15 protein-coding genes are annotated in these 19,763 nt (G+C 55.2%); 2 read left to right on the top strand and 13 right to left on the bottom strand.

What is annotated here, in order from left to right; genetic code table 11:
- Nucleotides 1–19: 19 nt before the first annotated feature.
- The 4 genes from GGR27_RS08305 to GGR27_RS08290 all read right to left on the bottom strand — a co-directional run bounded on the left by GGR27_RS08305 (nt 20) and on the right by GGR27_RS08290 (nt 6,574).
- A complete protein-coding gene (locus GGR27_RS08305) occupies nt 20–1,603 on the bottom strand; it encodes a helicase HerA-like domain-containing protein (RefSeq protein WP_168036953.1) in 1,584 nt (527 codons plus the stop codon).
- Between the two features lie 80 nt (nt 1,604–1,683).
- Nucleotides 1,684–2,595, bottom strand: coding sequence for a DNA/RNA non-specific endonuclease (locus GGR27_RS08300; protein WP_168036952.1), 912 nt, complete (start codon nt 2,593–2,595; stop codon nt 1,684–1,686).
- Between the two features lie 35 nt (nt 2,596–2,630).
- Nucleotides 2,631–5,765, bottom strand: coding sequence for a triple tyrosine motif-containing protein (locus tag GGR27_RS20415; protein ID WP_168036951.1), 3,135 nt, complete (start codon nt 5,763–5,765; stop codon nt 2,631–2,633).
- Nucleotides 5,766–5,932: 167 nt separating this feature from the next.
- Nucleotides 5,933–6,574, bottom strand: a complete 642-nt coding sequence (locus tag GGR27_RS08290) for a response regulator transcription factor (RefSeq protein ID WP_168036950.1) — start codon at nt 6,572–6,574, stop codon at nt 5,933–5,935.
- Nucleotides 6,575–6,696: 122 nt separating this feature from the next.
- Between GGR27_RS08290 and rfaD the strand changes: the two genes are divergently transcribed.
- Both rfaD and fbp read left to right on the top strand, forming a co-directional pair.
- Complete coding sequence (gene rfaD / locus GGR27_RS08285) at nt 6,697–7,668, top strand: ADP-glyceromanno-heptose 6-epimerase (RefSeq protein ID WP_168036949.1); 972 nt, start codon at nt 6,697–6,699, stop codon at nt 7,666–7,668.
- Nucleotides 7,669–7,801: 133 nt separating this feature from the next.
- Entirely contained in the window at nt 7,802–8,815 is a 1,014-nt protein-coding gene (fbp, locus tag GGR27_RS08280; protein ID WP_168036948.1) for a class 1 fructose-bisphosphatase, read from the top strand.
- Nucleotides 8,816–8,820: 5 nt separating this feature from the next.
- Here fbp and GGR27_RS08275 read toward each other — a convergent pair whose 3' ends face one another.
- The 9 genes from GGR27_RS08275 to GGR27_RS08235 form a co-directional block, all read right to left on the bottom strand.
- Nucleotides 8,821–10,431, bottom strand: a complete 1,611-nt coding sequence (locus GGR27_RS08275) for a vWA domain-containing protein (protein WP_168036947.1) — start codon at nt 10,429–10,431, stop codon at nt 8,821–8,823.
- 433 nt (nt 10,432–10,864) lie between these two features.
- Complete coding sequence (locus GGR27_RS08270) at nt 10,865–11,668, bottom strand: glucosaminidase domain-containing protein (protein ID WP_168036946.1); 804 nt, start codon at nt 11,666–11,668, stop codon at nt 10,865–10,867.
- Between the two features lie 146 nt (nt 11,669–11,814).
- Complete coding sequence (locus GGR27_RS08265) at nt 11,815–12,882, bottom strand: YihY/virulence factor BrkB family protein (protein ID WP_168036945.1); 1,068 nt, start codon at nt 12,880–12,882, stop codon at nt 11,815–11,817.
- Between the two features lie 98 nt (nt 12,883–12,980).
- A complete protein-coding gene (locus GGR27_RS08260; RefSeq protein WP_168036944.1) occupies nt 12,981–13,826 on the bottom strand; it encodes an ion transporter in 846 nt (281 codons plus the stop codon).
- A gap of 162 nt (nt 13,827–13,988) precedes the next feature.
- Nucleotides 13,989–15,254, bottom strand: a complete 1,266-nt coding sequence (cysN, locus tag GGR27_RS08255) for a sulfate adenylyltransferase subunit CysN (protein ID WP_168036943.1) — start codon at nt 15,252–15,254, stop codon at nt 13,989–13,991.
- A 154-nt stretch (nt 15,255–15,408) separates the two neighbouring features.
- Nucleotides 15,409–16,326, bottom strand: a complete 918-nt coding sequence (gene cysD / locus GGR27_RS08250; RefSeq protein WP_168036942.1) for a sulfate adenylyltransferase subunit CysD — start codon at nt 16,324–16,326, stop codon at nt 15,409–15,411.
- Nucleotides 16,327–16,375: 49 nt separating this feature from the next.
- Nucleotides 16,376–16,972, bottom strand: a complete 597-nt coding sequence (gene cysC / locus GGR27_RS08245; RefSeq protein ID WP_168036941.1) for an adenylyl-sulfate kinase — start codon at nt 16,970–16,972, stop codon at nt 16,376–16,378.
- A gap of 145 nt (nt 16,973–17,117) precedes the next feature.
- On the bottom strand, nt 17,118–18,521 hold the full coding sequence (locus GGR27_RS08240; RefSeq protein WP_168036940.1) for a glycoside hydrolase family 53 protein: 1,404 nt from the start codon (nt 18,519–18,521) through the stop codon (nt 17,118–17,120).
- Nucleotides 18,522–18,647: 126 nt separating this feature from the next.
- On the bottom strand, nt 18,648–19,715 hold the full coding sequence (locus GGR27_RS08235; RefSeq protein WP_168036939.1) for a SusE domain-containing protein: 1,068 nt from the start codon (nt 19,713–19,715) through the stop codon (nt 18,648–18,650).
- Between the last annotated feature and the right edge of the window lie 48 nt (nt 19,716–19,763).

The raw sequence follows: 19,763 nt of genomic DNA, 5'->3' as shown, positions 1-19,763 counted from the left end.
GGTTTGTTATGGTGATGCGTTAGAACCAGCTCGATTTAGACCGGCGGCTGGTGGTAGACTTTATGCCAAGGACACCCAGTAAACCCCGGGTGAGCTCACGGGCTACGGTACGGCCAATCTGCCGCGTAGTGGTGCTGTTGAGGATGGTGTCGAAGGTGGATTTTTCGGCACGGGAAGATCCACGCGTCGTCGTCTTGCGTGCTTTTTCTTTCTGATCTTCTAGTTCGGCCTTGTGCTCCTCCGCGTGGGCCACCTTCATCTTTTCTTCCAGTATCTCGTAGGCACTTTCGCGGTCGACTACTTTGTTGTACTTCTTAACGAGTGGGCTGCGGTCGACGATCGCGTCAATCTCTTTATCCGTCAGTACGTCCATTCGGCTTTCCGGCGCGCGCAACATGGTGCGTGCCAGTTCGGTCGGCCTGCCCTTGCGGTCGAGGACGGTCACGAAAGCTTCTCCCGTACCCAACTCGGTAAGCACCTGGTCGATGTCGTAATAATCGGACACCGGGTAGTTTTCGCTGGCAAGTTTAATGGCCTTGCGATCCTTTGCGGTGAAAGCCCGTAATGCGTGCTGAATTTTCAGGCCCAGTTGGCCCAGAATATCACTCGGGATGTCCGTTGGGTTCTGGGTGACGAAAAAGATGCCGACGCCCTTCGACCTAATCAGTTTGATGATCGCTTCCAGCTGGTTCAGCAGTGCATCCGTGGCCTCTTCGAAGACGAGGTGGGCTTCGTCGATGAAGATGACGAGTTTAGGGCGGTCGAGGTCGCCCGCTTCGGGGAAGGTTGCGTAGATCTCCGCCAACATTTGCAGCATGAACGTACTGAACAGTTTGGGGCGGTCCTGCACGTCCGTCAGCCTGAGGATGGAGACGATGCCACGGCCCAATTCGTCCAGTCGGGTGAGGTCGTCGACGTCGAAGCTCGTTTCCCCGAAAAAACCTTCCGCGCCTTGCCCTTCCAGCTCCACGATGCGTCGCATGATGGCGCCGGTGCTGGCGGTGGACATTCTTCCGTAGCGATCTTGCACTTCCTCCTTTCCGTCGCCGGTCATGTGCTGAAGGATCTTACGGAAGTCTTTCAGGTCAAGTAGTGGCAACTCACTTTCCTCGGCGTACCGGAAAGCGACGGCGACGATGCCGGACTGAGTATCGTTGAGGCCCAGCATTTTGGAGAAAAGAACGGGGCCAAATTCAACAACGGTGGCCCGGAGGCGGGCGCCGGGCTCATCACTGAGGGAGAGGAGTTCTACGGGGCTACCGCTGGCTTCGAACGGGATACCGATTGCGGTGTGGCGCTCATCGATTTTTGGGTGCCCGCCGCTCGGCACGGCTATGCCTGACAGGTCTCCCTTGATGTCCATCAGCAAACTGGGTACGCCCTCACGGCTGAGCTGCTCGGCGATGATTTGCAACGTCTTCGTTTTCCCCGTTCCCGTTGCCCCGGCGATGAGACCGTGGCGGTTGAGCGTTCCCAACGGGATGCGAACGAGCGAATCCGTCAACGTGCGTTCCCCCAGCATGGCACCACCCAGTACCAAACTGGGGCCATCGAACGTGTAAGCTTTATCGATGGCGAGGCGGAACTGATCGGCGTTGGACATAAGGGGGAGGGGATTGATACTCCGGGGCAAGATAGCAATTTGCCCGGGCTTACGGTCGGGCGGAGGTCGCTCGGGTAAAATCAGTTGCGAACGTTATTCCAGCTCTTCATTCGCTTATCGTACTTCTTCTTGCTGAAGGTCCACAAGTCAGGATTACCCACCGCTTCGAGGTTGGCTTCCTGCGCGGCGGGCATCAGTTCCGGAAAGAAGTCGAGGTTGGTGATGGCTTCGACCTCATCGATGCTCATTGCGTACTTGGGCAAGGGATCGAAACTGATCTCGTTGGGGATGACGAAGCCAATCCCTTTTTGTTCCGGATCGTCCAGGTCGAGCAAGACCTTGAAGTACGCCACGGGGATGGCCACCCGCGTTTCCCGTCCGATGGTCCCCTTCGGGTCCTGCGTCATGACGGGCCCGGTAACTACGTAGAGCCGTTCGTACTTATTCGCCCAATCCCGCGTAAGCTCCTCCAGTTCTCGCCAGACGCCCTGGTTGAACTGGCGCGCCTGCGGGCTGATGTTGCTCATGTAAAAGGTTTCGTCGGCGAGTTCCGCACTCCAGGCAAAGTCCGCAAAGGGAGCCAGGTGGCCACGATCGTAGCCCGACCCCCGGTAATCGTAACCGCCCGCCGAGCCGGAGGACACTGCCGGGTCCTCGCGAAAGTTATCCTTCCGGTCCGACCAAGTCTTGCGTAAATTCTCCCGTTCCAGGAGGTAGGCAACCCACTCGGCTTGTTCCCAGTCCTCATTGTAGCTGAGGGTGAACCCCCGGTGGCGCACGATCTCCCCACCGGACGGGGCGGGCAGATAATAATCCTCCCCGGCGTAGTCTAATCGCGGCTCCGCGGGGATGGGGAAATCTTCTGGACTCACGTAAGCCCCGAACAGGTAGATAATGGCGGCCAGGATAGCCCCGAATATCCCCACCTTGGTGATGCGACCACCGGAAGCATTGCGCCCTTTTCCGGTGTGATTACGACGAAGTTTTGCCATGGCGACGAAGGTAACAGGAATTGTTGGGTTTCCCCCTAGAGGCGCTTCATCCGTAACACCAATGTGTAGCCGTAGCGATCATCGATGGTAATTTCTCCCTTCAACCGTTCCGCCCGCATCCGAATATTGTCTTTTCCCTGACCGGTTTTCTCCCTGCGGACTTGATAGCGGGCGCTACCACCCGCAGCGGCGTCCACTTCCTCTTCCAACACCTTGCGGCCGTTGTCCCGGATGAATAACTCAAATATCTGACTTGCCTGCGTCAGCTCGATCTGAACTTTCGTGGCGTTACTGTGCCGCGCGATGTTGTTGATCGCTTCCTTGTAGATGAAGTAAAGATCCTGACGGATGTTACCGGAAAGCTCCTTAGTTTCATCGAACCCCCTAGCTGCGAAGTCGTAGCGAATATCTACCGGCAGCAACACTTCATCCGCGTGCTCCTGCATCCGCTGCAGCAGGTCACCGATCGTGTCGCGCCGCGAGTCGATGCTCCAGATTACGTCACTCATTTTAGACATCGCCGAGCGGCCGGCCTCCCCCACCCGGTCGAGCTTGCCCCGCATGGTTTCATCGTCCGTGCGGTTCTTCAGTAACTCCGCCTGTAGCGTGATGCCGGCGAGTAGGCCGGAGACTTCATCGTGAATATCGCTACTCAGCTGGGTACGTAACTGCTCGTTCCGGAGTCGTTCGCGAAGTTTGGACTGCAGTATCCAAAATATGAGCAGGGCGAACATCAGGATGACCAGGCCCTGAAACCAGAGGTGCTCGTAGATGTACTGCCGGACGTTGATCGCGAGCCTGGTCTCCCGATCCCCAAAGTTTCCGTTGGCACCAGCGCCCTGAATGCGCAGTTGGTATTTGCCGGACTCGAGGTTATTAAAGCGAATCGTGCGCTCGTTCGTCAGTGGCACCCAGGTGTCGTTGAAGCCTTCGAGCCGGTAGCGAAACTGCGTTGAACTGGGCAGGTGGCCCACCGGCAGCGCGAAAGAGACGGCCACGGATTTTTCGTACGAAAAGACCGTCACTTGTTTGAGCTCCTGTAGGTCGGTATTGATCACACGGACTTCATTACGGCCGTAGACATTTACCTCGGTGATGAGGACATCGGCACCGGTAGCGTTGACGGAAAAATCTTTTTCCCGAAATACGGTAATACCGTTGACGCCGCCAAATAAATACTCCCCAGCCCGGCTGACGTGGAAACTTTGTGGGGTAAATTCGTCATCGGCGAGCCCGTCCTCGCGGTAGTACCGGCGGAAGTCATCGGGGTTCAAGCTGGCGGAGAGGTGAGTCAGCCCGCCGGGGCTACTGAGCCAGAGACCACCACTGCTGTCCGGTGCGATACCGTACACTTCGTTGCTACTCAGGCCATCGAGCCGGGTAAACCTGGCTGCTTCGCCATTGGGGAACATGGGCACTTTATAAAGCCCATTATCGGTACCCAACCACCAATTCTCGTCATCTTCGTAAACGGTGTAGATCGGCCGCTCGGTGGTGGACGCAGAGGACTCGACCGCAATCTTTCTCAATTGCTGCCGCTGGGGATCAACTTCCAGTAAGCCCCGCTTTTCGGTACCGAGCAGTAGCTTTCCGTTTTTGCTTAGGGAGAGGTGGTTGATTTTGAAGCCAGAAATTTCACCTCCGGGGAGCTGATCCGTTTCGACGGGGTTGAAGCGTCTGGTGGGTTCGTCAAATTCAAGGAGCAAACCTAGTTTTCGGGCGTCAAACCCCGCTACGTACGTCCGCCCCCTGGCATCCTGCGTCAGCGCCCCCAAAGCATAATTGCTGCGGTAAACCCGGGTCAGGCGAGTATCCAGGTCGTACTGCAGGAGCACGCCCCCCTTCTGCCGGCCCGTGGGTTGGGCCGTGGCCCACAGCGCGTTGTACTCCGCGTCGTAGATCAACCCTTTTCCAGCCCTAAAAGTGACGACTTCGTTGGAGTCAATTTCCGACCGGAGGACGAGCGTATCCGGCCGCTTCCCCTCCGGCGGAAAGGCGTAAATAAATCCGTCTTCTTCGATGGCGTAGACCGTGCCGGTAGAATCTTCGCAGATTCCCTGGACGCGATTGATGGCTAATTTATCGCTTTCGTCGGCGGTGAGGTACGTACTGACCGCGTTGGTGTAGCGCTCGATTACGCCCAGCCCTTCCCGCAGCCCGAGGTATACCGTCTCGTTAAAATTGATCGCGGCAACCGCCGTCAGCGCCCGGTCGGTGGGCATCAGCTTTTCAAAGAGTGAAAATCGGCCGGTGGTATCGACCAGATAGTATTCCTGCGGGAAAGCATCGCCGAGAATATCTTCGGTTGCGTGCAGTAATAACTGGCCGGATTCGTCTTCGGAAATGACCGGATAGCGCAGACCCGCATCCAGGCCCGCCACTGGGATAACCGGGCTGCGGACACCCGGGCGCCAGCTGAAGAGCGGGTAGCCATCGCGGAAACTGAAGTAAACCATGCCGTTCGCCGCTTCAACGAAAGTATAGAAGCGACGTTGATTCGCCGTTTTCCTGAAGGGTCGGGAAATCAATTCACCCGTCGCGCTGAGGTAGCGAAAGCCGTGCTCCTCGTCGTAGAGCAGGAACTGACCGTTACTAAGCGGCAGTAATTCAACCCGGGGGGCGAGGGTCGTCCAGGCATCGTTCGGCTCGTGAAAAATCGTTGTGAACGGCTCGGTTGGTTTTTGGCTTGTCGGGGTGTACTCGTAAATGTAGGTGCCCTCCTGGCCAATCGTAACGGCGAAAATTCGCCCGTAGTCGTCCGTTACGATCGTGCGGGGGAATCCAACTACGCCCGTGCTGGGCACCAACGGAACCGGCGTCACCCGCTTCGTGCGCGGGTCGAAACGGTCAAAATAACCATAAAAGTCCCGGAACGTTATGACGAAATTGCCTTCGACGTCGACGTCGATCTTATCCAGCGCTTCATTGCTCAGGCCAGGTCCAGCGTTATTCGCCAAACCAAACCGGGTAAAGCTCTGGCCGTCGAAGCGGTTCAGGCCGTCCAGCGTCGCTACCCACAAAAACTGGTCGGCACCAATCTGAAAATCGGTGATCTCCCGGGCACTCAGTCCGTCATTCACCGTGAAGTACTCCACGCGGAGGCGCTGCGCGGAGAGGTGGGCGCTGGCGCAGGTGCAGAGGAGGAGGGTTAGGAGGCGGAGGGTTGGCACTTGGTTTTGATTAACGTGTATAAGATTTGCATTCGCTGTGGTCCGGTAAGATTTTGGGCGGTAGGAAGTAGGCTCGTAGGCGGTAGGCTCCGCACATTGTAGACACGCTACCGCCTACCGCCTAATTCTTCCTACCGCCTACCGACCTACCGCCTACCGCCTACCGCCTAAATCTCCCCCTTAAGCTTCTTATGCACCACCTCCATCTTAGAATTCACCCGCAACTTCCGGTAGATATTTTTAATGTGGTCCCGCACGGTCTCGATGCTGATCTCCAAGCGTTCGCCGATCTCCCGGTAGCTGAGGTTGTCGACGAGGCCCTGGACAATGTCGAGTTGGCGGGGTGTCAGGCGGTCGGCGGGGTTGATGGCCGGGCCCTTGCGCTGCTGGTTGTGGAAGGCGACGACCTGGCGCGCGATGCTGGGCGACATGTAAGACCCGCCGCGGTGGACGGTGTACACGGCATCCTGGATTACGCTCGGGTTCACGCGCTTTTTGGAAATGTAGCCGAATGCGCCAGCCTGGAGCGCCCGGAAGATGTTGTCGGAATCGTCCGAGTTGGTGAGCATGATGATGTCGAGCTCGGGGTAGCGTTCCAGGAGGCGGGGAATACCGGCGATGCCGGTCATACCGGGAAGCATGATGTCGAGCAGGAGGGTGTTGAGTACGGCGCCTTTCGGGAGCGATGCCAGGAAGTTTTCGACACTGGTGGCGGCCAGGACGACTTCTACGTCGCGGTTGCCCTCAAAGCATTCTTCAACGCTGGCCAGCATGATGGGCTCGTCTTCGATTATACCTAGGTGGATCATTGTGGTCTTTGGTCTTTGGTCTTGCTTGAATATTAGCTAACGGAGTGAGGGCTCGTTTCCTTTTCTCCCCGCCAGTCGGCTATCTTTGGCGGTAATTATCATCGTGAAACTAAGGCAAAGATATGTACGTGATCACCGGGGCCGCCGGCTTTATTCCCAGCGCGCTCGTCGCTTACCTCAACGAACGGGGGGTGGCCGACCTTATCCTGGTCGACGATTTCGTCCACTACCAAGATAAAACGCCCAACCTGGAAGGAAAACAATTCCTGCAAAAAGTTGAGCGCGACGACTTCTTCACGGTCTGGGACCGGGAAAAGTGGCCGCTAACGGGTGTGTATCACCTGGGTGCGCGGACGGACACCGCGGAAACGAACGAGGCTATTTTCGATAAGCTGAACCTTGAGTATTCACGGGAAATTTGGCAACGCTGCAGCACGCAAAAAATACCACTGGTCTACGCCTCCAGCGCAGCTACCTACGGACTGGGAGAGCACGGTTACGAAGACCGCCACGACGTCGTCGACCAGCTCGAGCCCCTCAATGCCTACGGGCGGAGTAAGAACGACTTCGACAAGTGGGCGCTCGACCAAGCTACTGCCCCGCCCGCCTGGTACGGCCTCAAATTCTTCAACGTCTACGGACCGAATGAGTACCACAAAGGCAGAATGGCGAGCGTCATCTGGCACACCTTCCGGCAAGTCAAAGCAACCGGAGCCATGAAGTTGTTCCGCAGCCACCGGGCGGACGTAGCTGACGGCCACCAGCAGCGGGATTTCATCTACGTGATGGACTTGTGCAAGGTCATGCACTGGTTAATGGACAAACAGCCCCCCGAATACGGCCTTTACAACCTCGGCACTGGACGGGCCAGGACGTTTCTCGACTTAGCAAAGGCTACCTTCGGCGCCATGAACAGACAAGTCGATATCGGCTACGTCGACACGCCGGCAGACATCCGAGAAAAGTACCAGTACTATACCCAGGCGGACATGAGCAAGCTACGGCAAGCCGGCTACACCGAGCCCTTCGCGAGTCTTGAAGAGGGCGTTAATGCTTACGTGACGAACTACCTTACACCCGAACGTTATTATTGATGACGGGGCACCGCCCTACCCTCGCTCCCCTCCTAAAAAACCTCCGCACCCGCGACCGCGCCACAATAGTTAATCCCGTACTTAGTCAGGACGCCCGACGGTACTTACCTTCCGCAAACAAAAAAAACAAAGCATGGCCACTTCCGTAACCCTCGGCGAATTTCTTCTCGGACGCCCCGGTGACTTCCAGTACGAAAACACCGAACTCGGTCGCCTCCTCAACGCCATCCGCCTGGCCGGAAAGGTCGTCAGCCACGAGATTCGCCGCGCCGGCCTCGTCGACATCACCGGCACGATCGGCTCGACCAACATCCAGGGCGAAGAGCAGCAAAAGCTGGATATTTTCGCCAACGAAGCCTTCATCAACACGCTGACGAACCGCGATATCGTCTGTGGTATCGTATCCGAGGAAAACGAGGAACCCATCGAGATCCGGGGGTCGGACAACCGGAATCGCAATAAGTACGTCGTCGTCATGGACCCGCTCGACGGCAGTTCCAACATCGACGTCAACATCACCGTCGGAACCATTTTTGGCATCTACCACCGCGTTTCCCCCATCGGCACGCCCGTGACGACGGAAGACTTTCTACAGTCCGGCAACAACCAGGTTGCGGCCGGCTTCATCGCCTACGGCACCTCGACGATGATGGTTTACACGACCGGGAATGGCGTGAACGGTTTTACGCTCAACCCCGCCATCGGTACGTATTATCTTTCGCACCCGAACATCGAAATCCCGAAGAAGGGTAACATTTACAGCGTCAACGAGGGTGGGTACGTACACTTTCCGCAGGGCGTCAAGAACTACATCAAGTACTGCCAGCGCGAAGAAGAAGACCGCCCGTACCGAGCCCGTTACGTCGGTTCGATGGTCGCCGACGTTTGGCGCACGATGCTTCAGGGCGGTATCTATTTCTACCCCGAGAGCACCGGCAAACCCCACGGAAAACTGCGCCTGCTTTACGAATGCAACCCCCTCGCCTTTCTCGTGGAGCAAGCCGGCGGGCAGGCAACGAACGGTTACGAGCGCATTCTGGACATTAAGCCAACCGACATTCACCAACGTATGCCCTTCTTCGGGGGGGAAGGAGAAATGGTGGAGAAAGCGATGCAGTTCATCGCCGAAGCGGACGGGGGTGAATAAGCCCGCTATTCCCGCGCCGTGATCGTGGCCAGCCCCCGCGTCACCTCACGAATGACGCCCTTCGTAGCCGGGTCGTAGATCCAGTTCGTATCGAAGCGCCCGAGTAATTCCGCGTTGGCCTCCCGGCTGAGCGCCAGGCTGTGAAACTCCGTATTCTTGTTGTGCTGGTAATACTTCACGTCGTTAAGTACGTCCTGGTCGATCTTGTACATCACAAAGTCGGAGATCATCAGCACGTCCGCGTCTTCGTAGTCGTGGGACTTTAGCTGGCGCAGCGCCTCATAAATGGCGAGCGTGGCGTCCGTACCTCCGTAGAATGACATCCGTAGGAAGCTAGCCAGCTCATCGATGCTATTGGCAATATCGTACAGGTCGATCGTCTTGATGCCGGTGCTGAAGTTAATTAGGTAGGCCCGGCGGTTGCTGGCAATCGCCATTTTCAGAATACCGAGCGTGAGGACTTTGGCAATTTCCTCCGGGCGGCCCATCATCGACTGGCTCGTATCGACGCAGACGATGAACGGTCCTTTTTCGCGCTGTTTGACGCGCTGGTGGACTTCCATAATCTGGTCTTCACTCCGCACCATCTTGCGGTCTTCGTAGCGAAAGGTGAGCAGGCGCTCGTCGGCGAAGCGTTTGAGAAAGGCCGTCTCGGTGACGGGGTCGCTCAGCAATGCGGCTTCGGAGCTCAGGAGATGACTGAGTTCGTTGGTTTCATGAATACCGACGATTTCAGCCTTGGAAAACTCATCGGTGACCCACTCCTGGCGGACGATGGTTTTTTCGAAGGTTTCTTCTTCGATCTCGATCTCGGCTTCGCGCATCTTACCGAGTTGATCAGCCAGTCGTTTCAGGCTCGGCTCGTCTTCGAGGAGGTCGCTGTATTCCTTCAGCGCGTCGAAACTGGTGGACTGCCAGAGGTCGCGACTCATGTCCCACCCTAGGTATTCAGTGAAGGGGTTGATGATGGATTTCAGGCGGCGATACTCCTCAACCTTGTTGGTAAGCAGGTCGACGAAGCTCTCTTTGGCCTCGCTAAATTTTTGGAGTTGGTAGGCGAGAATTTTGGCCTGCAGCAGAGCGTCCCACTGACTGAGTAGATCGGTCAGGATACGTTCGAAGTCCTGGTGGTCGGCCTTGGTCCAGGTCGCAACGTCCTTGGCGAAGAAGCGGTCGAGGCGGTCGCGGTAAAAGGCGATATCGAATTCCTCCCGGGTGTAAGTGGTGCCGAGGGTTTGGAGGAGGTAGGGGTAGCGGGTGCTGAATGCCTTAACGGGCGTGACGCTCCAGCCAGAAAGCAGGTCGGCTTCCTTGACGTGGGGGTGTTGACTTTCCGTTTTGGCGAACGTTTTCTTGATCCAGTAGAGCGTGTCCAGCACGATCTGCTGGGTAATGCTTTCGTTTCCCTTACAGACGAACAGCAGTTGGTCGATGTCGAAAACCTCGTCCAGAGCGCGGACGAAATAGCCGGCGTACTGGTCGTTCAGTTCTTCGCCTTCGTACGGCCGGTCGCTGATTTTGGCGCGGAGGTACTCCACGAGGTAGCGGCGGGTGCGGCGGTCGAGGAGCTGCCCAAATTCGATGAAGCGCGCGTATTCTTGTTCTAGTAGGTCCATTCTTGGTCTGTGAAAGCCCTTTCGGCGGCATTTAGTTTGTTGGGCGCGGTCGCGGGTGCAAAAAGATGGGTGGAAAAGCGGGGTGACCTGGCTGCAAATCACCCGCTGTATCACTGAATCTTCGTGGAAAACATACGGCGCACAAACTGCTCGTGGAAGCGGAACACAAAAGTCACAAAAGAAGAGAGAAAAGCACCAAAATGGTACGCATGACCTGCCTTACATTTTGTGCTTTTTGGTTCTTTTTGTGTTTTATATGGTGAAAACCTACGCTATGTTTTACGCGCACCATCGACTGCAAATGATCAGCTCACCAACTTATAATTAGGGAAGCCCTATCTACCACGAAAAAGGCCCTCCACCCGGAAAGGATGGAAGGCCTATAAATACCACTTAGAGAAATCTTGTTGGAAATATCTTACACGCGTGACCCCTAAAGCCGTTCGAGCTGGTAACGCTCGACGATGTCCATCACCTTGCTGACGAGTTGCTTATCCTGGCTGTAATCCGTTTTGGCGAGCGCGGCCACCCACTGCTGGTAATTAACGGATTCGCTGGCGAGCCGTGGGTACTTATCAGTAATGAGCTCGCTGTGGGCGCGCCAGTTGAGCCAGGCGTTTTCGTAGTGAGTGTTGGCCGTGACTGGGAAAAAGTGGTTATTCTTTTTGGTCGCCGCCGTGCTCTTACCAGCATTGCTGTGCAGAATCGCTAAGGCCATCCCGGCCGCGGCGGGGATGCTGTACTTGCGTTCTTCCCCGCGGGCTACTTTTTCGAAGCGGCTGACGTAAGCTTGTACGGCGGATTCGTTAAGGTCGTTTACGTTCCAAGGTTTGGTAGCCGTAACTTGCGGAGAGGCAGAACCCACGAAAGGTAACAGGCTCAACATGGCACTTCTCACTGACCCGGCACCTGCGGCCTCGCCATCATTATTAGCCATGTGGCGGCCTTCGTTCGCCCCAATGGCCAAGCCCTCCTTTCCAACACTTACGGTAAAGTCAACTTGCTTCTGTGTAAAAACAAACAAGGTGATGCCGATTAGTCCGAGCCGAAACCAGCTCAGGTGAAATCGCTTCATCCATACGGGGGGGATATATTCCGTCTGCGAGGCCTTGTAACGAGCCGAAGAAAATAGCTGCTTGCCCCGGGCACCTACGCGGCGTAGCAGTAGCGACCAGTCAATTGTGAGTATACGATTATTACCAGCGCGGCGCGCCGGAGTGGAGTTTGAACTAGACATTTCGTTTGTTTTTTTTGCAACCCGCCACTATAAAACACTTCCGTGGCGGCAATAGCAAAAGTAACACAACTTGTTGTTAGTTACAAGTTAATTTCAAACTTTATGTTAGAATAAACAACAGCGTGTTGGAAAGCCGGAGTAGTCCTCTACCCTACTGGCCGCTGAGAAATACGGTCGGGATCATCATCAACCGTTGGCCGCCCTTTGATGCCTTTGCCCTTCTCTGCCGTAGCATCGTGTTTCGTCTTGCCTTTACCGGAAGTATCGACTCTTGTTTTCTCAGCCTCTTTGATTACCTGCTCTTCGGTGAGTTTTACTTCTTTCGTACGAATTTTCACCGCGTGGTCATCCGGTAAAATAGGATTGCCGCTCCGGGCCGCCCAGATGAAAGTAAACTCGGCGCCCAGAAAGAGAATCTGACTGTTGTAATACGTCCAGACAAGCAGCGTAATAAGGGCCCCTGCGGCTCCGTAAGTACTACTGAAGTCGCTGTTACCAATGTAGAAGCCAATTAAAATCCGCCCGAGCCCGAACAGAATGGACGTGAACAAGGCACCCACCCAAATGTCCCGCCACCGAGCCTTTGCGTCCGGTAAGTAACGAAACATCAACGCGAAAACGACGGCGGTGATGACGGTACTCAAGACCCACGTTCCTACGGCTAAAAGGACCTCGCTTATGCCCGGCACCAACTCGACAATTTTGTCCATAAAGCCCAGCACGATGGTGTTGAGGACCAAGGTTACCACCAACAAGAAACCAAGCCCGATCACGAAGCTAAAGCTCAATAAACGCTTAAAGACAAAGCCCAGCACCCCATTTTCCGGAGCTGCCCTTAGCTCCCAAATTTTGTTCATACTAATCTGAAGGTTAGCAAATACGCCAGTGGCAGCAAAGACGAGCGTGCCGATACTGATGGCCGTAGCCCACCAAGAGTCTCCTGACTGATAGGCATTAGAGACGATTTCCTGAATGGTTTCGGCGGAATCTGGGCCAAGTAGGTTCTTTAGTTCTCCGTATAAATTCCCCGACACGGCTTCTTCCCCAAAAAAGTAGCTCGCCACGGTCGTCGCCACCACCAGCAACGGCGCAAAACTAAAAACGGTATAATAAGCCAGTGCCGCGCCAAGGTTCAGCGCGTCGTCATCCATGTAATTTTTAAATAGTTCTTTAGTGAAGCTCAGCGCTCTTTGGAAAATATTCTCGTTCGCCACGGTAAGTGTTGTTTTGCTTTGTCCAACGCGATGTAGGAAGCTTGGTTCGCGCATTCTATCTGCGGGTGACTTCCCTTGTGAAACTACCTGAATCGTGGTTAGCTATCGATCTCCTCCGGCTCGTTCAACAGCCCACCACAGTACTTACAATGCTCGGCATCGTCGTCGTGCCCATCGCGCGAGCAGTAACGGCAAGCTTGCGTATTCTTTTGGTGCCCCTTCGCTTTAGTATTCAACATCTCGTTCGTCACAATACCCGTCGGGACCGCAATGATGGCGTAACCAATGATCATGACGAGCGCGGAAAGGAACTGACCGATGTTCGTTTTGGGCGTAATATCGCCGTACCCCACCGTAGTCAGCGTCACGATTGCCCAGTAAACCGCGCGGGGTATGGAGCTGAACCCCTCATTCGTCCCCCCCTCGATCAGGTACATGACCGCACCGATGATGATGACCAACAGCGTGACGGCGAAAAGAAATACGGTGATCTTGTTGCGGCTGGCGATCAACGCCATTTTGAGTTGGTCACCTTCGCCGAGAAATTTACCGAGTTTGAAGATTCGGAACACGCGTAGCAACCTGATCACCCGGATGATCACAAAGGCCTGCGCCCCGAAGCCGGACAGAAAAATGGTCAGGTAAGTCGGTAGTATGGCCATCAGATCGATGATGCCGTAGAAACTCAGGGCGTACTTCCAGGGCTTGATCGTCGTCCAGAGCCGAAGCACGTACTCAATCGTAAAAATGATCGTGAATATCCACTCCAGTATTAGGAACGTGCGGCCGTAGTCGCGCTGCCACTGCTCGGAGCTTTCTAACATCACGGTTAGTACGCTCAGCACGATGAGCACCAGCAGAATGATGTCAAAATATTTACCCGTCGGCGTATCCGCCTCAAAAATAATCTCGTGAATACGGTCGCGAGTACGGCGCTGAGCCATAAAAACTGGTTTTGTGCCCGCTCAATGTACGACGGTATTCGGCGTCCTAGCAAAGTGCAATATTAACCCATTGGCGCGGCCCCGATCACTATCGGGGGTGCCGTGTTGAAGGGGACGATAAGGCCGTGAGCTAGCGCGGAGCGAACTCACCCCCCTCACCGATCATATCACCATTCCAGCCGCCACCGTTTCGTTAGTTCCTTCGTCCACGAGGATGATGGACCCTGTAATTCTGTTCTTCCGGTAGGAGTCGGTGAAGAGGGGTGCGGTCGTCCGGAGAAGCACTCGACAAATATCGTTCATTTCGACGGTCTTGTTCTCTTCGTCGCGGTGCAGCGTGTTGATGTCCAAACGGTAACGAACTTCCTTGATCATGCAGCGCGCTTCCTTGGTGGTGTGCATGATCGCGTACTTACCGCGCGGTTGTAAGGGGCGCTCGTTGAACCAACAGAGCATTACTTCGACGTCCTGCCCGTTCTCCGGTTGGTTGTTTTCCCGGACGATCATGTCACCGCGGCTAATGTCGATCTCGTCTTCCAGTAGCAGGGTAACCGACATGGGTGGGTAAGCCTCCTGTACCTCTCCGTCGAAGGTGTCGATCTTTTTGATCGTCGAAGTAAAGCCACTCGGTAGCACCGTTACTTTATCACCCTTTTTGAAGACACCACCGGCTACCCGGCCTGCGTACCCGCGGTAATCGTGAAACTCGTCACTGTAAGGGCGAATCACGGTTTGTACGGGAAAGCGGCAGTCGATAAAGTTGTTATCGGAACCGATGTGTACGTTCTCGAGCGAATACAACAAGGTCGACCCTTCGTACCACGGCGTGTTCTCGCTACGGTCGACGACGTTGTCGCCCAGTAAGGCGGACATGGGGATGAAGTCAATGTCCTTTACGTCCAACTTGTGGCTAAAGCTCTGAAATTCTTCCTTGATCTTATTGTAAGCTCCCTCGTCGAAATCGACCAGGTCCATCTTGTTGATACAGACGATGATGTGCGGAATCTGTAAGAGACTGGCGATGAACGCGTGACGACGAGTTTGTTCCACCACGCCCTGGCGAGCGTCGACCAGAATCAATGCGACGTTAGCCGTAGAAGCTCCCGTAACCATGTTACGGGTATACTGAATGTGGCCGGGCGTATCGGCAATGATGAACTTGCGCTTGGGCGTTGCGAAATAGCGGTAGGCCACGTCAATAGTGATGCCTTGTTCGCGCTCCGCCTTGAGCCCGTCCGTCAGCAGCGCCAGGTTGACGCCTACTTCTCCCCGCTTCTCGCTGGTTTTGGTGATGGCTTCGTACTGATCTTCAAAGATGGACTTTGAATCGTACAGCAGCCGGCCGATGAGGGTAGACTTGCCATCATCGACGGAGCCGGCGGTGGTGAAACGAAGGAGTTCGGTGTGTTCTGTAGGTAGGAGGCTCATGCTTTATTTTTTGGTTGGTAGGGGAAGAGGGAAGGGTGTGGGGGGGCTCTGGTCTGTGGTCTAGAGTCTGTGGTCTAGAGTCTGTGGTTCCTTGTTAAGATTGTCAGAAAACGTGTTGTCGCAGACTAGAGACCATAGACCTGGAGACCGAATCTTAAAAGTACCCTTGCTTTTTCCGGTCTTCCATGGCAGTTTCCGAACGTTTGTCGTCCGCACGGCCACCGCGTTCCGTTTGGCGGGCGACGGATACTTCGGCGATGATTTCCTCTAGCGTCGAAGCGGTTGACTCCCAGACACCGGTCGTGGTGATGTCACCGATCGTACGACAGCGGACCATCATTTTTTCTAATTTCTCTTCCGGGCGGCGGGGCAGCACGGGTGAGTCGGCCAGCAACATGCCATCCCGGCGGAAAACGTTGCGCTCGTGGGCAAAGTACAAGTTGGGCAATTCGACCTTTTCTACGGCGAGGTACTGCCATACGTCCAGTTCCGTCCAGTTGGAGATTGGAAAGACCCGGAAGTGCTCGCCGTACTGCTTACGACCGTTGAAGAGGTTCCAGAGCTCCGGGCGCTGGTTCTTAGGGTCCCACTGTCCGAATTCATCGCGGTGGCTGAAGAAACGTTCTTTAGCGCGGGCTTTCTCTTCATCGCGGCGGCCACCACCAAGGGCAGCGTCGTACTTACCGTCTTCGAGCGACTTTAGTAGCACGGCCGTTTGCAGGTAGTTTCTGGAAGCGTTGTAACCCGTTTCTTCCCGTACCAGGCCACTGTCGATGGCTTCTTGCACCGAGCCAATGACCAGTTTTGCGCCGATACGTTCCACGAGTGCGTCCCGGTAATCGAGTGCCTCCTGGAAGTTGTGGCCGGTATCCACGTGAAGTAGAGTAAAAGGAATCTTGGCTGGGTAAAAGGCTTTTACCGCCAAGTGTACCATCAAAATAGAGTCCTTGCCGCCGCTGAAGAGCAAAACCGGGTTCTCAAACTGAGCGGCTACTTCGCGGAGAACAAAGATGGATTCTGACTCAAGTTCACGGATGTGGTTGAGCTGGTAGTTACTTTTGTTATTGGACATATTGATCTAGTGATGTATTGGTCTCTTGGTGCGGTAGACGGGTACTTTGTTAGAAAGAAGTAGCTTTTTTCGTGACGGCAACCAGTTGGTTGGCGGCTTCGGCAACGGAGAGTTTTTCAGTCCGGAGGTCCAGCATAGGATTAATGGGAGGTTCGTAAGGACTATCGATGCCGGTGAATCCTTTAATTTCGCCACGTCGTGCTTTGGCGTACAGGCCTTTCACGTCGCGGGCCTCGCACGTTTCGAGTGGGGTATTGATGAATACTTCGTGGAAATCCGCCCCGCCGATAATCTCCCGGGCCATACTTCTAATGTCGCGCGTAGGACTCACGAACGAGCAAATTACGACCGCGCCGGAAGCGGCGAAAAGCTTGGCGACTTCGGCGATCCGGCGAATATTCTCCCGGCGGTCTTCCAGGCTGAAACCGAGATTGTTGCACAGTCCGCTGCGAATGTTATCTCCATCTAGTAAGACAACCCGTGTTGCTTGTTCGAACAGTTGGCGTTCTGCCGCAGTGGCAATCGTAGACTTTCCACTGCCGGACAAGCCGGTAAGCCAGAATACGCCACCACGGTGCCCGTTGCGTGCTTCGCGCTCTTCGCGGGGGACCATTCGGTCAAATACTGGATGAATATTATCGGCCATATTGACTAAGAAAAATATCGGAGCTTGCTTGAGAGAGTCATTTGTAAGGGCAAAGATAGGTTATCGCTTACGGGACAACCTACCAAGACCCATGATTTTAGCACGGAATCTTCTTCATGAGTTTCTACCCAACCTTACTAGTGACCTACAAGACCACCACTCCGCCGCCCAAATTAACTCCGTTGCTTACGGCAAGAATTACCGTAGCTCCGGTCAGATGCTGGTCCAGTTTGGCGCGCCCCCGCCCGACTCCGTCCAGCGTCACGGGGATGGACCTCAAAGTGCGGCCGAGTGTATCCATGATGACCAGTTCCACCCGCATGTCAGGGGTGAGGACATTGCCGACGAGCCAAATCTCCCGTGCCGCCGGCTGGTAGGTAAACTTCAATCGGTCGGCACGTTGCACGCTGGAAGTGCTGGTACTACCGGAATAGTTATGGGCCAAGAAGTCAGCGCCGCCACCCTCTAGCAAATTGGAGTCAAAATCAAAAAAGGAAGCGTGTTCCTGGTGAGATCCTTGCCCCCAGGGGGTAAAGCAGGGCGAACTTACCCACGCCGGCTCCCAGTACAGCACGCCCAAACCTCCCCGATCGTACACCTCCTGCGTCAGATCGATCAGCCAGCGGCGTTGGTTGGCCGGGCTCGCCGGGGAGTACCCAGTTTGTACCGACCCGATGATGTTGTCGGCGGTGTCGTTGCTCTCCAGCGTCCAGATGTATCCAGTTTCGAAGATCATGACTTCCTTGCCGTACGAATCCTTCAGTTCGGTGATGATCTGTCCGGTTCGGGCCGTGGTCGTCGGTTGGTGCCAGGCCCAGTAGTAGGACAGTCCGACCACGTCAAAGTCCGTCACCCCGTGCTTCTTGAATCCGGCCATCAGCCAGCTAGCGTTCTCGGGCCCGGCTACGTGGATGGCTACTTGAATGTCCTTTTCGGTCTCGCGCGCGGCGTCCCTCACGGCCTTGATTCCCTTATTGAACAGGCTGGCGTTGCGTGGCCAGTCAAGAATAAAACCGCTTGCGTCAGCCGCTTCGGTCTGCAAAATGCCTTTGTTCGTTTCGTTACCCACCTGCACCATTTCCGGCATCAGGTCGAGGCTGTTCAATTCCAGCAGGGTGGCGTTTACGTAGTTGTACACGGAATCCCCCAGTATTTCGGTATCGTCCACCACGGCCTCCCAGGCAGCGGGTACGATTTGCCGCTCGGGGTCGGCCCAAAAGTCGGATAAATGAAAGTCCAGCAATACCCGCAGCCCCTGGTCCTTTGCGCGGCGGATACTCTTCTTCACGTCGGCCAAATCGCCGTACCGTTTGCCGGTATTCAGGGTATCGTGCCACGCCGGGGTGTGCCACAGGCGGAGGCGAACCATATTAGCGCCCTGCTCCTTGAAAATCTCGTACGCGTCCCGCACTTCCCCGTTCACTTTGTACGCTACCCCACAATCGTCCATCTCGTTTACGTAGGATAGATCGGCCCCCGTGTAAAATTTCCGCTGGGCGTGGATTTGCAAGCAGGAAACGGTCATCAGTAGCAGCAGGAAGAAACGCATGTCGGGCTGTTTTATAAGACAAGGGCGCGGCCGCGGGTGCCGGGGAACGGGGATTGGAGCATTGCTCTACCTCCCGGAATCCCTGGCACCCGCGGCCGCGCCCGAATCAAACCTAGGCATAATAGCTTAATTCTTGACTAAAGTGTAAGTCGGAATGGCCTGTTGTAAAATCAAAGTGATGGTATAGTTGCCAGCTTCTTCCACGCTAAGGTTAGAACCCTCGAATTCCAACGATCCATCGCTGCCATTGTCGCCAAGATCGGTCGTATTTGACCAAACATCGTTGGCACGGAATTTGAATCCGACATCGTCTCCCGTAGTCAGGTCGGTAGTAATGGTCAGATTACCCGTAGACTCGTCGTAAGTTAAATCAGTATCATTATCCCAACCCGTAGCGGTAGCGTTACCGATTAGGCCCCAGCTAGTAGCTTGTTGGGTATAGGTTAAATCGTTAACGTCGATGCTGATGTAGTGAAACCCGGTACCGGGGGCGAGGATATTCTGGTCGCTCCCTAAATCCAGCGTACCGTCCGCACCCTCGTCACCATAATTAACCGGGTTCCAATCGGGTTGGGCGGCAAACTTATATTCTCCACCGTCGCCCATGAAGATGAAGCCCTGGTAAATACCATTGTCCTCAACGGAATACAGCAGGCCGATTTCGTCGGAACCCGGCATCCAGTTTTGGTAGGCGCCGGGGACGAAGAACTTCGGAAACTCCTGGGCGGCGGCAAAAGGTGTAACCACGATGCTCAGCGGCGGCGAAACGGATTGGTTGTTGTCCTCCACTTTTCCGACAACCGCGCGAACGCGTACTTCAATCGATGTAGCCGTACCCGCCGCAATCTCGCGATTGATCAGCAGGGAGTTGAGCGCTTTGTAACCGACGCTGGCCGTAGTGCCGGTTAAAGTAGGTACGAGATTGACCGGGTCGGCAAAATCGTTATCGGCTAAATCAGCCTCCAGGGTGTAGTTGATGGCGGTAGGTACGCCAAAGTCGGCGGCACCCCAGCTAAAGGTCAGCGTTTCGGTGTCCAGGTTGTCTTCCGTAATGACGTAGTTAGCACCGTCACTTGGCTCCACGATTGAAACATCGCTACCGAGGCGAAGCACCGGGTCGGCACTCTCATCGGCGCAGGCGGAGAAGCCGAAAACCAGTAGGGCCGCCAATAAATAAACTGATTGCTTTAACATGATTGTGTATGTTTTGACGAGTCGGGCCGGAACTGTTTGCCGAACCTA

Source organism: Neolewinella antarctica (genome assembly GCF_011927835.1).
Lineage (GTDB): Bacteria > Bacteroidota > Bacteroidia > Chitinophagales > Saprospiraceae > Neolewinella > Neolewinella antarctica.
The sequence above is the reverse complement of the archived record's forward strand: the minus strand, read 5'-3'. Positions and strand labels throughout refer to the sequence as shown.

Bases quoted from the DNA above. Each gene is read 5' to 3' on its own strand.
- GGR27_RS08305 (WP_168036953.1), bottom strand. From the start codon at position 1,603: ATGTCCAACGCCGATCAGTTCCGCCTCGCCATCGATAAAGCTTACACG.
- GGR27_RS08300 (WP_168036952.1), bottom strand. From the start codon at position 2,595: ATGGCAAAACTTCGTCGTAATCACACCGGAAAAGGGCGCAATGCTTCC.
- GGR27_RS08290 (WP_168036950.1), bottom strand. From the start codon at position 6,574: ATGATCCACCTAGGTATAATCGAAGACGAGCCCATCATGCTGGCCAGC.
- rfaD (WP_168036949.1), top strand. From the start codon at position 6,697: ATGTACGTGATCACCGGGGCCGCCGGCTTTATTCCCAGCGCGCTCGTC.
- fbp (WP_168036948.1), top strand. From the start codon at position 7,802: ATGGCCACTTCCGTAACCCTCGGCGAATTTCTTCTCGGACGCCCCGGT.
- GGR27_RS08275 (WP_168036947.1), bottom strand. From the start codon at position 10,431: ATGGACCTACTAGAACAAGAATACGCGCGCTTCATCGAATTTGGGCAG.
- GGR27_RS08270 (WP_168036946.1), bottom strand. From the start codon at position 11,668: ATGTCTAGTTCAAACTCCACTCCGGCGCGCCGCGCTGGTAATAATCGT.
- GGR27_RS08260 (WP_168036944.1), bottom strand. From the start codon at position 13,826: ATGGCTCAGCGCCGTACTCGCGACCGTATTCACGAGATTATTTTTGAG.
- cysN (WP_168036943.1), bottom strand. From the start codon at position 15,254: ATGAGCCTCCTACCTACAGAACACACCGAACTCCTTCGTTTCACCACC.
- cysD (WP_168036942.1), bottom strand. From the start codon at position 16,326: ATGTCCAATAACAAAAGTAACTACCAGCTCAACCACATCCGTGAACTT.
- cysC (WP_168036941.1), bottom strand. From the start codon at position 16,972: ATGGCCGATAATATTCATCCAGTATTTGACCGAATGGTCCCCCGCGAA.
- GGR27_RS08240 (WP_168036940.1), bottom strand. From the start codon at position 18,521: ATGCGTTTCTTCCTGCTGCTACTGATGACCGTTTCCTGCTTGCAAATC.
- GGR27_RS08235 (WP_168036939.1), bottom strand. From the start codon at position 19,715: ATGTTAAAGCAATCAGTTTATTTATTGGCGGCCCTACTGGTTTTCGGC.